The sequence below is a fragment of the Pseudarthrobacter sp. As-47 genome (genome assembly GCF_058215595.1).
Genome location: NZ_CM177088.1, coordinates 2,427,222 through 2,443,817, shown reverse-complemented (window position 1 = coordinate 2,443,817; position 16,596 = coordinate 2,427,222). Strand labels below are relative to the sequence as shown.

Genomic DNA, 16,596 nt, shown 5'->3' with positions numbered 1-16,596 from the left:
GTGTGGCCAATGCTGCCCAACAGGGCCCAAAGACCTTTGACCTGCCCGGGGAAGCCCCTTGCCGCCGGATGCGGACGGCTGGGCCTAAATGCCCTAGCGTGCCCGGCCTGGCGGCAGTATTTTCAGCTGTATGCGCAATAACTCACCGGAACGGGACGCCGCATCCAGCGTGGACGTCCTGGGCACCAACGACTGCTGGGATCTCCTGCGCGGGGTTTCGGTGGGCCACTTGGCTGTCCTGGTGGACGGCCATCCGGAGATCTTTCCCGTGAACTACAAGGTGGACCATGGCTCGGTGGTCTTCCGCACCGGAGAAGGGACGAAGCTCCACGCCGCCGCCCAGCCCACCGCCGTCGCGCTTGAAGCGGACGGCACTGACCAGGACAAACGAACCGCCTGGAGCGTCGTTGTGAAAGGCCACGCCGAGGTCCTCGAGCCCTCACCGGAGCTGATGGCCGGTGCCGGCCTCACCCTGTTCCCCTGGCAGGCAGGCCCCAAGGACCATTTCGTGCGGATCATTCCGACGGCGGTAAGCGGCCGGCGCTTCACCGTCACCTCCCCGCTGACCTGGTGGAGCCATCTGGATAATCCGACGCGGGCGGGCCTTGCCTGAGGGAAAGCCGGCAGCCCCGCCCGGCACCCCCGTCCCGCCGCAGCCGGAGGCCGGTCCCGAAGAGCCCGGCACGTCGCTCCCGGGCCGGGCCTCCGCGCTTGTCCGCCAGTACCCCCTGGTGGCGCTGACGTGCCTGATGCTCGCCGCCACCGGGATACTGCTGCAGTCCGGACTGGAAGAGCCCGCCCGGCTCGGCGCGTCCGCCTATGCCGCCGTCGTCGCCGTCATCCGTGCGGTGGCGATGTTCCGTTCGCTCCGCGAGGGCCGCTGGGGGATTGACGTCCTGGCCCTGATGGCGATTGCCAGCACCGTGTGGGTGGGTGAATACCTCGCTGCCCTCGTGGTGATGCTCATGCTGTCCGGCGGTGAGGCGCTCGAAAGCTTCGCCCAGGGACGGGCAGCACGCGAACTCAGGTCCCTGCTGGACAGGGCGCCCCGTTTCGCCCACCGGGAGGCTGCAGGATCAGTCCTGGAGGAAACACCCGTGGGCGAGGTTGTTCCCGGCGACGTTCTGGTGGTGCGCCCCTCCGAGCTGGTCCCCGTGGACGGTGAGCTCCTGTCCCAGGCCGCGAGCCTGGATGAGTCGTCGCTGACAGGGGAGAGCCTGCCCGTGGAGCGGGTCCGGGGGGACCTCCTGCTCAGCGGCTCCGTCAACGGCGAGACGGCCATCAGGATGCGGGCGGCCGCCACAGCCAAGGATTCACAGTACAGCCGCATCATCGCCCTGGTGGAGGAAGCAGCGTCCAGCCGGGCCCCGGTGGTCCGCCTGGCCGACCGGTACGCCGTTCCCTTCACCGCGCTGGCGATCCTCATGGCCGGGACTGCCTGGGCCCTGTCCGGGGATCCCGTGCGCATCGCCCAGGTCCTGGTGGTGGCCACACCCTGCCCGCTCCTGATCGCCGCGCCCGTGGCGTTCCTCGCCGGCACCAGCCAGGCAGCCCACAGGGGCATCATCATCAAGAACACCGGGACCCTGGAGCAGCTGGCCAAAGCCAGGACCGCGGTCTTCGACAAGACCGGAACCCTGACCTCAGGGCGCCCCGTCCTGGACACGGTCCAGGTTGCACAGGACCAGGGAACAGGAGCAGGCGCTGCGGTGGACGCCGGGCGGATCCTGCAGCTCGCCGCCTCAGCCGAGCAGTACTCCTCGCACGTCCTGGCGGCCTCGGTCATCGAGGCCGCCGCCCGGCGCAACCTTGAGCTCCTCCCCGTCACCCGGGCCACAGAACACGCCACCCAGGGCGTGGAGGCCGTCTGCGGCGGGGACACTGTGGTGGTGGGCAAGGCAGGGCTGGTCCGGAACTCATCCGCGGGCTTCCGGGAAGCTGCCCTGCAGAGCGGCCAACTGGCCATCTACGTCGCCGTCAACGGGAACTATGCCGGCGCCCTGATCATGAAAGACCCGCTGCGCACCGATGCAGGAGAGACCCTCGCCCGGCTGCACCGGCTGGGGGTCCGGCACACCATGCTGCTGACCGGCGACGCCCACGGAACTGCGGCGCACATCGCCGAGGAAGCCGGCATCCGGCATGTGCAGGCTGACTGCCTGCCGGAGGACAAGGTCAACGCGGTGGCCGCCGTCCGGGAGCGCCCCGTCATCATGGTGGGCGACGGCGTCAATGACGCCCCCGTCCTGGCGGCCGCGGACGTCGGCATCGCCATGGGGGCAAAGGGTGCCACCGCCGCGAGTGAGTCCGCGGACGTCGTGATCATGCTCGACGACCTGTCCAAGGTGGCCGTGGCGGTTGAAATCGGGAAGCGCACGGTAGCGGTGGCCCTGGTGAGCATCTGGACAGGCATAGGCCTGAGCATCGGCCTGATGGCCGTGGCCATGACGGGCTACATCCCAGCGGTTACCGGCGCCCTCCTGCAGGAACTCGTGGACCTTGCCACGATCCTGAACGGGCTGAGGGCCCTGCACGGTGCCCGGCCGCCGAAACCCTCCGGCCGGGCCTGATCGGGCAGGCCCCGGCATGACCTTCGGCCCTTCCGCACTCGGCCAGCAATGGCAAATGTGGTGGGTATGAATGCAGAAACAGTGTCCAAGCCTGTCATCGTGGGCGTCGACGGCTCCGAATATTCCTCCGCCGCCCTGCGGTACGCCGGAACCCTCGCCGCGCGCCTGGGTGCGCGGCTGGAGGTCATCACCTGCATCGGCATGCCCGATTACCTGGTGGTGGCCCACCTTGAAAACGCCGAGCACCCCTTGACGGCAAGGCTCGAGGAAACCGCCAGCCGCCTGGTGGAGGACGCCCTGGGAAGGGCATTCACCGGGGACCGGCCCCAGGGCATCGACGTGACCGTCAGGTTCGGGCCGCCCGGCAAAGTCCTCGTGGAAGAGAGCCGGCGGGCGCAGCTGCTGGTTGTCGGCCGGCACGGTGAGGGCGGATTCCTCGGCACGTCCATGGGCTCGGTCAGCAAGGCCTGCGCAGCGCATTCGGTGTGCCCGGTGCTCCTGGTGGGCCAGGAGGCGGATGACCTGCCATGACGGCGGCGGGCCTGACCTCGGATCAGGCTGCGGAACTCCTGAAGCAGGCAGGGCCGAACATCCTCCCCGCCGAGAAGCCCGTACCGCAGTGGCGGAAACTCTGGGGGGAGCTGACGCACTTCTTTGCCCTCATGCTGTGGTGCGCGGCAGCCCTGGCCTTCCTCGCCGACCTGCCGCAACTGGGCGTGGCGATCATCGTCGTCGTCCTTGTCAACGGAGTCTTTGCCCACATCCAGCAGGAACGGGCCCAGCACGCCGCCGCCAGGCTGCGAGGGCTGCTGCCGGCTGACGTCATGGTGCGGCGGGACGGACACGTCCGCAAGGTCCACGCCAGCGAACTGGTGGTGGACGACGCCGTGCTGCTGGCAGCCGGTGACCGCATCCCCGCGGACGTCGTCCTGGCCACGGCGCAAGCCTGCGCCGTGGACGAGTCAATGCTGACAGGCGAAAGCGATCCGGTGCCAAAGACGCCCGGTGACTCCGCCTGGGCCGGGACGTTCCTGGTGAACGGCGACGCCGAGGCCACTGTCACGGCCACCGGTGCCCGGACGCGGCTGGCCGGGATCTCCGCCCTCACCAGCGGCGCGGTACCCCCGCCCACGCCGCTGTCCCTGGAACTGCGCCGGATTGTCCGGGTGGTGGCATCAGTTGCCCTGGCCATCGCCGCCCTGTTCTTCCTGATATCCCTGCTGGTGGGGATCGAATGGCGCGATTCCTTCCTGTTCGCCATCGGCGTCGCCGTCGCGCTTGTCCCCGAGGGCCTGCTGCCCACCGTGACGCTGTCGCTGGCGATGGGGGCGCAGCGCATGGCCTCCCGCAACGCACTGGTCCGCAACCTCGAAGCCGTGGAAACCCTCGGTTCCACCACTTTCATCTGCACTGACAAGACCGGAACCCTCACCCAGAACCGGATGAACGCCGTCGAAGTCTTCACGTCCGGCGGGTCGGTCCACATAGCGGGCGAGGGGTACAACCCGGAGGGTACCGTCCAGGGGGACGGGCAGGAGAGAGCCGCGGAAACTGCGCTCGCAGCGCTCGCCGCCTCCCAGGGACGGGCCGAACTGCATGAGGGGCAATGGCGGGCCTCGGGGGACCCCATGGAAGCCGCCATCGACGTGCTGGCGCGGCGCCTGGGAGTGGCGGGTGCCGGCATGGCGCCTTCGCGCCGCTTCGCCTTTGATCCTTCACGACGGCGGGAGTCGGCGATCGTAGGACACGACCTTTTCTGCAAGGGCGCCCCCGAGGCCGTCCTTCCGCTGTGCAGCGACGTCGACGGGCCGGTGGCTGACCAGGTCCAGCTGATGGCCTCCCGCGGACTCCGTGTTATCGCCGTGGCGCGGAGGCGGCTCAATGGACCGTCCGCCGACTGGGAGTCGCGCCCCTCCGGGGACATCGAACGCGGCATGGAGCTGCTGGGACTGATCGGGCTCCATGATCCGCCGCGGCCGGACGTGGGCGACGTGATCCGGACTGCCCGGACGGCAGGGCTCAAACTGGCCATGATCACCGGTGACCATCCTGCGACCGCAGCGGCAATTGCCCGGGAGATCGGGCTGATGGGGGCACCGGAATTCGTCCTGGAGGGATCGGACCTTCCCGACGATGAGCAGCTGCTGGGGGCGCTCCTGGACCGGGACGGGGTAGTGGTGAGCAGGGTATCCCCGGAGCAGAAGCTCCGGGTTGCCAAAGCCCTGCAGTCCCGGGGCCATGTGGTGGCCATGACGGGGGACGGCGTCAACGACGGGCCGGCCCTCCGTGAGGCCGACATCGGGGTGGCCATGGGATTGAGCGGCACAGACGTTGCGCGCGAAGCGGCCGACCTGGTGCTCCTTGATGACCACTTCGCGACGATCGTGGCAGCTATCGAGCAGGGCAGGGCAACCTACTCGAACATCCACCGGTTCCTGACCTACCACCTCACCGACAACGTGGCGGAGCTGACCCCCTTCGTGGTCTGGGCCCTCTCCGGCGGCCAGTTCCCGCTTGCGCTGGGCGTCCTGCAGATCCTTGCCCTGGACATCGGAACCGACCTGCTGCCTGCCCTGGCCCTGGGTGCCGAGCCGCCAAGCAAACGGGTGCTGTCCCGGCCGCCGGAGCGCCGGCACCTGATGGACCGGCAGCTGATGGTGCGGGTCTTCTGCGTGCTGGGCCCGGTGGAGGCCGTTGTTGAAATGGCCGCGTTCTCCGTTGTGCTCTTCGGCGGCGGCTGGGTTCGGGGCGAGCCCCCGGATCCCGGGCTCCTCATGGCCGCGTCAGGGGCTGCCTTCACCGCGGTGGTCCTGGGCCAGCTGGCCAACGCCTACGCCTGCCGGAGTGCCACCGTGCCGCCATGGAGGCTGGGGTGGGGCTCGAACAGGCTCCTGGCGTGGGCCGTCCTGGCTGAACTGGCCGTGCTCGCAGCCTGCCTGTACCTGCCGCAGCTCGCCGCCCTGCTGGGCCAGGCCCCGCCGCCGGCGACCGGATTGCTCGTGGCCGCCCTGGCGGTACCGGCGGTCCTGGCGGCGGACTGGGCCTATAAGGGCTTCAGGGGCCGCAGCGCCCGGTGACCCCGGGCAGTGGTCCGGCCCCTGGACATGCGGCTGCTTAGGACCAAAGACTCTGCCGGGCGTTTCGGGCACGGCCCAGAATCAAGGCATGACTGCTCCCGCAACGTCCCCGGCCGATGTCCACGTCAAGTGGTTCGAGGACACGGGGATCGGGGACATCGCGTCGGTGGGGGGGAAAAACGCGTCGCTGGGCGAGTTGAGCCGCTCCCTGCAGTCCGCCGGCGTGAGGGTTCCCGACGGGTTTGCCACCACCGCCGGCGCCTACCGCGCCTTCCTGGCTTCGAATGCCCTGGAGCCGCGCATCAGGACGTACATCGAGGAGTACCGGGCCGGACGCGCAACGCTGCGCCAGGCGGGCGCGGCAATCCGGGAGCTGTTCCTGTCAGCAACGTTCCCGGACAGCATCGGCGAGGCGATCCAGGAGCGATACCGGCTCCTTTCCCGCCGGGCGGGCCAGCACGAGGTGTCCGTCGCAGTCCGCAGCAGCGCCACGGCCGAGGACCTGCCGGACGCCAGTTTCGCGGGCCAGCAGGAGACATTCCTCAACGTGGCCGGGGAGCGCGCCGTCCTCGAAGCGTGCCGGAACTGCTATGCCTCCCTGTTTACTGACCGCGCCATCAGCTACCGCGAAATGAAGGGCTACGACCACCTCGACGTGGCCCTGTCCGTGGGCGTCCAGCGCATGGTCCGCTCGGACCTCGGCGCCTCCGGGGTCTTGTTCTCCATCGACACCGAGTCCGGCTTTCCCGATGCCGTGCTCATCAGCGCGGCGTGGGGCCTTGGGGAGACCGTTGTCCAGGGGACCATCAATCCGGACAAATACCAGGTGTTCAAGCCGCTGCTCGCCGACGGGCGCTTCCGCCCCGTGATCGAGAGGGAACGGGGTGCCAAGGAACGGAAGATGATCTACAGCCAGGGCGGCAATGCGCGGACCCGGATGGTGGAGACCACCGAACGGGAGCAGGAAACCCTTGTGCTGTCCGACGACGAAGTGGTCCTGCTGGCGCGCTGGGCCAAGGCCGTGGAAGACCATTACGGGCGGCCCATGGACATGGAGTGGGCCAAAGACGGCGTGACGGGCGAACTGTTCATGGTGCAGGCCAGGCCGGAAACGGTGCAGGCCCAGCGCAGCAGCACGTCGTTCCGGACGTACCACCTCCGGCAGCAGGGGCGGCTGCTGACCGAGGGGGCGGCCATTGGGGATGCCATCGCCGGCGGGCGGGCCTGCGTCATCCGGGACGCAAAAGACATCGAATCCTTCGTGGACGGTTCCGTGCTGGTGACCAGGATGACGGACCCGGACTGGGTCCCGGTCATGAAGCGGGCAGCCGGCATAGTGACCGACCACGGCGGCCCCACCAGCCACGCAGCGATCGTCAGCCGGGAACTCGGCGTGCCCGCCGTCGTCGGAACCCGGAACGCAACGGAAGCCGTGCCTGACGGCGCCCCCATCACCCTGTCCTGCGCCGAAGGCGAGGAAGGGCGCGTCTACGAGGGATGCTGGAGTTCAGCGTGGAAGAAGTGGACCTCGAGGCCCTTCCCGCCACCCGCACTGAGGTGATGGTGAACATTGGCAGTCCTGCCGCAGCCTTCAAATGGTGGCGGCTGCCGGCGGCGGGAGTGGGCCTGGCGAGGATGGAGTTCATCATCAACAACCTCATCCGCATCCATCCCATGGCACTGGTCCACCCTGAAAAAGTCACAGACCCGGAGGAAGCCGCGCTCATCCGGAAGCTCACCAGCGGCTACAGCGACCCCACGGAGTACTTTGTTGACGTGCTGGCCACCGGAATCGCCAAAATTGCGGCGCCTTTCCACCCCAAACCGGTGATCGTCCGGCTCAGCGACTTCAAGAGCAACGAGTACAGCCACCTGATCGGCGGCGGGTTCTTTGAGCGTCCGGAGGAGAACCCCATGCTGGGCTTCCGCGGAGCCTCGCGCTACTACAGCGATCACTACCGGGAAGGCTTCGCCCTCGAATGCAAAGCCCTCAAGCGGGTCCGCGAAGAAGTGGGCTTCGCCAACATCATCGTTATGGTCCCGTTCTGCCGGACCGTCCGGGAGGCGGACCTGGTCATCGAAGCCATGGCCGGCCAGGGACTGGTGCGGGGCAGTGCCGGGCTGCAGCTCTACATGATGTGCGAAATACCCTCGAACGTGGTCCTGGCCGAACAGTTCGCCGAACGCTTCGACGGGTTCTCCATCGGCTCCAACGACCTGACCCAACTGGTGCTGGGGGTGGACCGCGATTCCGAACAGCTTGCCGGGCTGTTCGATGAAAGGGACCCTGCCGTCAGCGCGATGATTGCCCAGGCCATCGACAAGGCGCATGCCGCAGGCATCAAGATCGGAATCTGCGGGCAGGGGCCCAGCAACCACCCGGATCTTGCCGAATTCCTGATCGGCCGCGGCATAGATTCCATCTCGCTGAACCCGGACACCTACGTGAAGACCCTGCCCGTCATCGCCGCAGCCGAGCAGCGGCTGGCCAGACAGGCCTAACGGCACTGTCAACCGCGGACGGCCTGCTGGTATCCCTGTCATATGACCGCGCCATCACCCACCGCCGCAGCCGCGAGGCCGCCCTTTGACGCCGTCATTTTTGATCTGGACGGGGTGGTGACCAACACGGCCCTGGTCCATCAGGCCGCCTGGCGGGAGGCCTTCGAACAGATCCTGCAGGACCCCAGGGTGCCGGACACCGCCGACCGTTCACCCCTTTCCAAAGCTGATTACCGCAGCTACATCGACGGCCTTCCCAGGGAAGAAGGCGTCGTGAAGTTCCTTGCGTCAAGGGGGGTTAAAGTCGACAAGGGATCGGACGGTGACGAGCCCGGCACCTGGACAGCGTTCGGCCTTGGTGCCCTGAAGAACCGGCTCTTCCAGGAGCGGCTCAGGCGGGACGGTGTCCAGAGCTACCCGGGCACGGTGCAACTGCTGCAAAGGCTTTCCGACGCCGGGGTCCCCACCGGAGTGGTCACGTCCAGCCGCAATGCGTCCTCGGTCCTTGATGCAGCCGGCATTCCGGATCTTTTCGGCGTCATCCTGGACGGGACTGCTGCAGCCAACCTGGGCCTGCGGGGGAAGCCCGCCCCCGACGTCTTTCTGGCGGCCGCGTTCCGCCTTGGGGTATCGCCGTCCCACTCCGTGGTCATCGAGGACTCGGTGGCAGGGGTCCTCGCAGCGCACCGGGGCGGGTTCGGCCTGGTGGTGGGCATCGACCGCAGCGGAACCCGGCGGGAACTCGAGGCCGCCGGTGCCGGCACAGTCCTCAATGACGTCCGTGAACTGGACCTGGGACTCGTCCTTGGCGATCCCTGGCAGCTTGTCTATGAGGGCTTCGATGCCGGGCACGAGGGCCACCGGGAAGCGCTCACCACCCTTGGCAACGGCTACCTGGCTGTGCGGGGCGCCTCCCCGGAGGGCGGCGGAAGCATCCGGTATGCCGGCATGTACCTGGCTGGAGTCTTCAACCGCCTGGCGGCCGAAGTCGCCGGCGAGGTGCTCGTGGAAGAACACATGGTGAACGCGCCTGACTGCCTTCCCCTGGACCTGCGGCTGGCGGACGGGCAGTGGTGGTCGGAAGGAGGCCTGGCGGTTGTCCGCGAGCGCCGCACCCTGGATCTCCAGCGGGCGGTTCTGGAACGGCGGCTCCTGCTGGAAGCCGTGGACAAGCGGCGGATGGAGGTCGTGCAGACCAGGTTCGTGTCCATGGCTGAGCCCCACCTGCTGGGCCTGGAAACGAAGGTCACGCCCTTGGGCTGGAGCGGTGCCGTGGAAGTGCGCAGCGGCGTCACTACGGGCGTCACCAACTCGAACGTCCCCGAACCGGCCGCCAGCCCGGGGGTTCACCTTGTTGACCGGACCATGGACGGCGGCAGCTTCAGGCAGCCTGCTCCGGACGACGTTTCCGTGGTCGAGGCCGAGACCACCCAGAGCCTGATCCGGGTAGCCGTGGCATTCCGCACGAGTGTGTCCGGGGGAGCAGGCGCCGGCGGAACGGGCAGCCGCGGATCGGGCTCTGGCGGGACAGGCGCGGGGAAGCCCGGCAGCATCGGCCCGTTCCACTTCCGGACCTTCGAGGTGGCCCTCGCTGACGGAGCTGCAGCAAGAATCAGCAAGACCGTGGCGGTGGCGACATCCCGCGACCGGGCGATCGCCTCCCCGGCTTCAGCCGCGGTTGCCGTGCTGGCCCGCGCCGGCGGGGACATCGACGCCCTCCTGACCGCACACCAGGACGCCTGGCGGCATGAACTCCATCCATTCCTGGTGGACATCGAGGCGCCGGTGCAGGTGCGCCTGGTCCTCAACCTCCACATCTTCCACCTGCTGCAGACCCTCACCCGCCACACGGCGGAACTCGACGCCGGGGTCACCGCCCGGGGCCTTCACGGCGAGGGGTACCGCGGGCATGTCTTCTGGGACGAATTGTTTGTCCTGCCGCTCCTGACCACCAGGACGCCGGATGTGGCGCGCTCCCTCATCGAATACCGGTGGCGGAGGCTTCCGGCAGCCCGCCACGCGGCAGCGGTCCAGGGCCTCTCCGGGGCGCAGTTTCCCTGGCAAAGCGGGAGCGACGGTACGGAAGAAACCCCCAAGTGGCTCTACAACGACAGATCCGGCAGGTGGGTGAAGGACCACTCGCACATGCAGCTGCACTCCGGGCTGGCCGTGGCCTTCAACGTCTGGCAGTATTTCCAGGCCACCAGCGACAAAGCCTGGCTCCTTCGGAAGGGCGCCGAGCTGGTGATCGACGTTGCGCGGTTCTTCGCCTCGCGGGCCGGGTTCAGCCAGGACACCGGGCGGTACCACATCCGCGGCGTCGTCGGACCCGATGAGTACCACACGGGATACCCGGGCAGCACGGATCCCGGGCTGGACGACAACGCCTACACCAACGCCATGGCTGCCTGGGTCTGCCTCCGGGCTGCGGAGATCACCGGCATCCTCCACGGCAACGAACTCGCCGGCCTGATGGAGAGGCTCCACATCACCGATGAGGAAGCGGCGGGCTGGGAGCAGGTGGGCAAGGCCATGTTCATCCCGTTCCACACGGACGGCGTCATCAGCCAGTTTGCAGGTTACGAGGAACTCGAGGAACTCGACTGGGAACGGTACCGGGAATCCTATGACAGCATCGAGCGGCTGGACCTCATCCTGGAAGCCGAGGGAGATCAGACCAACCGGTACAAGCTTGCCAAGCAGGCCGATGTCCTGATGCTGCCCTACCTGCTGGGCCATGAAGGTGTGATAGCCCTGCTCCAGGAACTGGGATACGTGTTCACGCGGGACCTGTTGAACCGGACCATCGAGTATTACCTCGCGCGGACCGCCCACGGGTCCACTTTGAGCCGGGTTGCCCACGCTTCCGTGCTCGCCGCCCTGGACGCCGACCGTGCCTGGGACAGCTTCCGGGAAGCGCTCGACGCCGACCTCGACGATACCCAGCACGGCACCACGCGCACGGGCATCCACCTGGGGGCCATGGCTGGAAGCATCGACGTCATCCAGCGAAGTTTCGCCGGACTGAGGCTCAGCGGCGACGCGCTCGTCTTCGCGCCCAACCTGCCCACCGGCCTCCGGTCCGTAGCCTTCAGGGTCCGGTACCGCGGACATTACCTGAACGTCGAACTCAAGGACGGGCGCATGAGGATTGCCTCGGCGGCAGGAGACGCTGAACCCATCAGCGTGCGCGTCAACGGCAGGAAAACTGCCTTGGCGGCCGGTCAGGTGAGGACATTCCGGCTGCCCACGCAGGTGGAGGGACCGGCCGCATCATGAAGAAACTCGGAATCCTGACAAGCGGCGGGGACTGCCCCGGCGTCAACGCAGTAATCCGCGGAGCCGTGCTGGGCGGTGAGGTTGTCTATGGATATGGATTCGTGGGGTTCCGCGACGGCTGGCGGGGAGTCCTGGAACAGGATGTGGTTCCTTTGCCCCGGCGGAGCGTCCGCGGCATTTCCCGGTTGGGCGGGACCATCCTGGGAACTTCCCGCACCAACCCGCTGGAGGGCGGCGGAACCGGCGCGGTGCGGGAAAGCCTGCGGCGCAATGGCCTGATGGGCCTGATCGCCATAGGCGGCGAGGGGACGCTTGCCGCGGCGAAGGCGCTGTGTAACCAGGGCGTCAACGTGGTGGGTGTTCCCAAGACGATCGATAACGATCTTGGTGCGACGGACTACACGTTCGGGTTTGATTCGGCGGTCCAGACAGCCACTGAAGCCATTGACAGGCTGAGGACCACGGGGGAGTCTCACCACCGGTGCATGATTGCTGAGGTCATGGGCCGCAATGCCGGCTGGATCGCCCTGCACTCGGGGATGGCCTCGGGCGCCCATGCCATCCTCATCCCGGAGCACCCGGTGTCCCTGGACCAGATCGCCACGTGGGTGCTGTCGGCACGGGACCGCGGGCGGGCGCCCCTGGTGGTGGTGGCCGAAGCTTTTCTGCCGGAGGGGCAGGAAACACCCTATGCGCCCCGTGGGCTCGATACCTTTGGCCGGCCCCGTCTTGGAGGCATCGGCCGGCTGTTGGAGCAGCAGCTGCAGCAGGCCACCGGGATAGAGACCCGGGCCACTGTCCTGGGCCACATCCAGCGCGGTGGGGAGCCCACCGCCTATGACCGCGTCCTTGCCACGCGGCTGGGCCTGGCGGCCGTCGAAGCGGCGGCCACTGGCTCATGGGGGACCATGGTGTCCCTCCGCGGCACGGACGTCGTCACCGTGGGCCTTGAGCTTGCGCTCGGAAGCCTGAAGGTGGTTCCCGAGGCCCGGTACCGGGAAGCAGCAGTCCTGTTCGGCTGAGGGTGGCTGGCGGTGCGTATGGCTGGCGTGACCGTGCCTGGCCCCACGGGGGACCAGGCACAAACCGTCAGCCCCTGCTGATCGGGATCTTCGACGCCGAGGCCACCTCTTGCTGGTCCGGAAGGGGAGCGCGGACTTCCAGGACGCCGTCCTTGTAGGAAGCGGTGACGTCACCCTGCTGCACCCCGCTGGGGAGGGGGAGCCGCCGGACGAAAGAACCGTAGCGGAATTCGGACCGGTAGCTGTCCTTGTCCTTGTGTTCCGTCTTCTCCTGCCGCTCGGCCTTGATAGACAGGACGCCGTCGGTCACGGTCACGTCCACGTCTTTTTCCGGGTCGATTCCGGGCAGCTCCGCCCGCACCACCAGGGTGTTGCCGTCCACCATTTCCTCCACCCGGATGGCGGACGATCCCATCTCTCCTTCAAAGAGTCTTTCGATCACATCCAAAGGGGAGCGGCGGGAATCGAACCACTTCATCAGGTCAGTCATTGTTGCCTCCTGCTCATTGTGAGCCGGGCCGACGCATCACCCGGCATTAACACCTTCCGCCCTCTGCAGGTGCTGTTCCAGAGTCCAAGGTCCCACCCCGGCTTCATGCTTTTTCGGGGCGGACCCGCAGGACGGCGGAACCGGTAACCCTGTCCGCGGCGAGATCGCCGAGGGCAGTGTCCGCGGCATCGAACGGGTAGGCGGTGGTGGTTGGCGTGAGTGGAATCCGGGCCGCGAGCGCAAGGAACTCACGCCCGTCAGCGCGGGTATTGGCTGTGACGCTGCGGACCTGGCGCTCGTAGAACAGGTGGGCCTCATAGTTCAGGGCTGGTATATCGGTGAGGTGGATACCGGCAATCGCAAGTGTTCCGCCGCGGTCCAGGGCTGCGAGCGCGGCCGGCACCAGGTCGCCCACAGGGGCGAAAAGAATCGCGGAATCAAGGGGCACCGGTGGATTGTCATACGCGCCCCCGGCATATTCAGCTCCCAGGTCCCGGGCAAGGGCACGGGCCTCCTCCGACCGGGTCATAACAAAGACGGATGCCCCCTGGTACATCGCCATCTGCGCGGTCAGGTGGGCGGAACTGCCGAAACCGTAGATGCCAAGGCGCCCACCGGCCGGCAGGTTGGCGCGTTTCAGCGCACGGTAGCCAATGATGCCCGAGCACAGCAGCGGTGCTGCCTGTTCGTCGGTGAACACCTCCGGAATGAGGTAGGCAAAGTCCTGGGAGACGGTGAGTTGCTGGGCGTAGCCGCCGTCCTTGTCCCAGCCGGTGAAGACGGGCGCCGTACAGAGGTTCTCGTCCCCGCGGCGGCAGTACGCACATGTCCCGCAGACGCCGCCCAGCCACGCTACGCCTACCCTGTCGCCCGGCGCGAAACGGTGGGCACCCGCGCCCGTTTCCACCACCACGCCCACCGCCTCGTGGCCCGGGACAACCCCGGGACGGCGTGGTTGGAGGTCCCCTTCGGCCAGATGGAGGTCGGTCCGGCAGATTCCGCAGACACTCACGTCCACCAGGAGTTCATTGGCCGCGGGCCTGGGGTCGTCGCGGATGCCCTTGACCAGGGGACGGCCGGGCAGGGGACCGGGCTGGCCCACCCACCATGCGAGCATTTTTTCCTCCTTCCGCCGGCTCTTTCAACAATGGCCGGGTTTGGCTGTTCCTCCCAGAGCCGAAAGTCACCATGGTCTTCAGTCCGCTGAGCGGCCGGCCAGGCGCCGCTGGAAGTACCGGATTGCTTCGATGATGAGGCTGCCGCCCACTGCCACCGTGACCGAAACGGCCAGGAGGTCAGGGGGCGGCCAGTCGAGCCGGAAGAACTCCTTTGCCGGTGGCACGGTGAACAGGAGCGCCAGGCCGGCGTACATGCCGGCCAGGATGAGGGTCTTCATCCAGGTGAGGGGCCGGGATGCGGTCACGAGGATCCAGGAGGCCACCAGGGCCAGGGTGATGACGGCGGCAGGCTGCGTGGCCTCGGCGCTGCCTGGTGCGGCGGAGCGAGCGTACAGGCTGACAGCCAGCACACAGAGGGCACCGCACACCCCGGCCGGCACCGAGAACGCCAGGGAGCGCTTCAGGAATCCGGGCTCATAACGCTGCGCACTGGGTTGCAGTGCCAGGAAGAACGCCGGCAGGCCGATGGTCAGGCCGTCAAGGACTGACATCTGGCGCGGAAGGTACGGAAAGGGCCAGAGGAGCAGGGCAAACGTCAACGAGATGACCGTGATGTAGACGGTCTTGCTGAGGAACACCATGGAAACCCGCTCGATGTTGCTGATGGCCCTGCGGCCCTCGGCAACAACCGCCGGCAGCCTGTCGAAGCGCCCGTCCAGGAGGACCAGGCGGGCTACTGCCTTGGTGGCCGGAGACGCGGTGTCCATGGCAATGCCCAGATCGGCTTCCTTGAGTGCCAGGACGTCGTTGACCCCGTCGCCGGTCATGGCCACCGTGTGTCCGCGCCGCTTCAGGGCCTGGACCATGTCCCTCTTCTGGGAAGGGGTCACGCTTCCGAAGACGTGATGCTTCTCCACCGTTTCCTCCAGCAGCAGCGGGTCCGTGGGCAGTTTCCTGGCGTCGTAGGCCCCGCCCTGTCCCAAGCCAACCGCGCGCGCGAGGACCGCCACAGTGCGGGGGTCGTCACCGGAGATGATCTTCAAGGCAACCCCCTGCTGCCGGAAGTAGGCAAGGGTCCCTGGTGCCTCCTTGCGGATATCCTCGCGGAAGGTCAGCAGCACCACGGGAACAAGTCCAGCGGGCAGGCGGCCGCCTTGCGCGGGTACCGGCAGGGGCCCGGGCAGGTGGGCGAGCGCCAGCGTCCGCAGGCCCGTGGAGGCCAGCGCCGCGGCGCTCCGGCGGGCGGGGGCGCCGGACGACGATTCCTCCAGTACGAAATCCGGGGCCCCAAGGACCCAGGTTCCGGCGGCCGGCGAGCCTGGCGGGAACGTCACCGAGCTCCATTTCAGGGCAGAGGTGAAAGGCACGGAGGAAGTTTCCGGCAGAATATCGGCCGCGGGAAAAGCATCACCGATGGATTTGGCGGTGGTATTGGCTTCCTCCTTGGCGCCGAACCACTCAAGGGCCTTCCGCCACCCCTCGGCCGGCGGGATACCGGCGCCGTGCACGGCGTCGAATGTCATGGCGCCGGAGGACAAGGTCCCGGTCTTGTCCAGGCACAGGACACCACCCTCGCCAGGACCTCAACGGCCGCAAGCTCCTGGACCAGGACCATGTGGCCGGCGAGCCTGACCCCGCCCACCGCAAAAGCCACGCTGGTGAGCAGGACCAGGCCAAGGGGAATCATGGACATGATGCTGGCCACCAGTCCCACCGCCGCAGGTATCCACTGTCCGGAGCTGAGGGCGGCCTCCCAGCCGCCGGCGTTCCGGACCTGGGCGTGGGTGACCAGGACGGCAGTCGGCAGCAGCAGCCAGGTGATGACCCGCAGCACCTTGTCCAGGCCGGAGCGTATCTCGGACGTGACCAGGGCGAACCGTCTGGCTTCGGCAGTCAGTTTGAAGGCGAACGTGTCCGGTCCCACCCGGACCACCACCGCCCGCCCGTTGCCAGCCATGATCAGTGACCCGGACAGGAGCACTGCTCCCGGTTGCTTGGGAACCGGGGCCGACTCACCGGTCAAAAAGGATTCATCCGCCTCCACGTACCCGCCGTCCAGGAGCCGCACGTCAGCGGCCACCTGTTCCCCGGCGCTGAGCAGGACGATGTCATCCGGAACCAGGGCCTCCGCCGGGATCAGCCGGGGGCTGCCGTCCCGGATGACCCTGCTCTGTGCCGCGTGGAGAATGGCCAGCCTGTCCAGGGACTGCTTGGCGCGGTATTCCTGGATGATTCCGATCAGGGAATTCCCCAGCGCCGAGAAGCCAAAGAGTGCATCCCGCCACTGGTCCAGCACCAGCAGCAGGACGAAGCAGGCCGCCACGATGGCGTTGAAAAGGGTCAGGACGTTCGCCCGGACAATGTCCCACGCACTGCGGGTGGTTGCCCCGGGGATGCTGTTGATCCGTCCCGCGTTGGTCCGTGCCAGGACCTCGGCGGAGCTGAGTCCGTCCAGCCCCGGCCGTCCCGCCGGGCCGCCGGAGTCCACGTGCCGCCCGGTGCTTTCCCCTGCTTCAAACATCACGTGGAGCGCAAAGC

At 67.8% G+C, this 16,596-nt stretch carries 8 protein-coding genes and 2 pseudogenes; 7 read left to right on the top strand and 3 right to left on the bottom strand.

Annotation, left to right across the window (positions count from 1 at the left end):
* Positions 1 to 130 precede the first annotated feature (130 nt).
* From AC4BCK_RS11275 to AC4BCK_RS11245, 7 genes and pseudogenes are all read left to right on the top strand, one after another.
* Positions 131 to 613: a pyridoxamine 5'-phosphate oxidase family protein gene (locus AC4BCK_RS11275; protein WP_251424186.1), complete on the top strand. Its 483-nt coding sequence runs from the start codon at positions 131 to 133 to the stop codon at positions 611 to 613.
* Positions 614 to 749: 136 nt separating this feature from the next.
* Positions 750 to 2,570, top strand: a complete 1,821-nt coding sequence (locus AC4BCK_RS11270) for a heavy metal translocating P-type ATPase (protein ID WP_490566909.1) — start codon at positions 750 to 752, stop codon at positions 2,568 to 2,570.
* Positions 2,571 to 2,636: 66 nt separating this feature from the next.
* The gene (locus AC4BCK_RS11265; protein WP_400591354.1) at positions 2,637 to 3,101 is read left to right on the top strand and encodes a universal stress protein; all 465 of its coding nucleotides are present in this window, start codon (positions 2,637 to 2,639) and stop codon (positions 3,099 to 3,101) included.
* Positions 3,098 to 5,647: a cation-translocating P-type ATPase gene (locus AC4BCK_RS11260; protein WP_490565940.1), complete on the top strand. Its 2,550-nt coding sequence runs from the start codon at positions 3,098 to 3,100 to the stop codon at positions 5,645 to 5,647. Before AC4BCK_RS11265 ends, AC4BCK_RS11260 begins: the two co-directional genes overlap by 4 nt.
* Positions 5,648 to 5,735: 88 nt before the next feature.
* Positions 5,736 to 8,149, top strand: a pseudogene (gene ppsA / locus AC4BCK_RS11255) (phosphoenolpyruvate synthase).
* Between the two features lie 42 nt (positions 8,150 to 8,191).
* Positions 8,192 to 11,428 carry an HAD-IA family hydrolase gene (locus AC4BCK_RS11250; protein WP_490565939.1) on the top strand — a complete coding sequence of 1,079 codons (3,237 nt, stop codon included), beginning with the start codon at positions 8,192 to 8,194 and terminating at the stop codon, positions 11,426 to 11,428.
* A complete protein-coding gene (locus AC4BCK_RS11245; protein ID WP_490565938.1) occupies positions 11,425 to 12,450 on the top strand; it encodes an ATP-dependent 6-phosphofructokinase in 1,026 nt (341 codons plus the stop codon). The genes AC4BCK_RS11250 and AC4BCK_RS11245 overlap by 4 nt, the downstream gene beginning before the upstream one ends.
* A 67-nt stretch (positions 12,451 to 12,517) precedes the next feature.
* Here AC4BCK_RS11245 and AC4BCK_RS11240 read toward each other — a convergent pair whose 3' ends face one another.
* The 3 genes and pseudogenes from AC4BCK_RS11240 to AC4BCK_RS11230 all read right to left on the bottom strand — a co-directional run bounded on the left by AC4BCK_RS11240 (position 12,518) and on the right by AC4BCK_RS11230 (position 16,579).
* Complete coding sequence (locus AC4BCK_RS11240) at positions 12,518 to 12,940, bottom strand: Hsp20/alpha crystallin family protein (protein WP_251424195.1); 423 nt, start codon at positions 12,938 to 12,940, stop codon at positions 12,518 to 12,520.
* Between the two features lie 103 nt (positions 12,941 to 13,043).
* Complete coding sequence (locus AC4BCK_RS11235) at positions 13,044 to 14,057, bottom strand: zinc-dependent alcohol dehydrogenase family protein (protein ID WP_472531630.1); 1,014 nt, start codon at positions 14,055 to 14,057, stop codon at positions 13,044 to 13,046.
* Between the two features lie 78 nt (positions 14,058 to 14,135).
* Positions 14,136 to 16,579: pseudogene (locus AC4BCK_RS11230) on the bottom strand (HAD-IC family P-type ATPase).
* Positions 16,580 to 16,596: the final 17 nt, after the last annotated feature.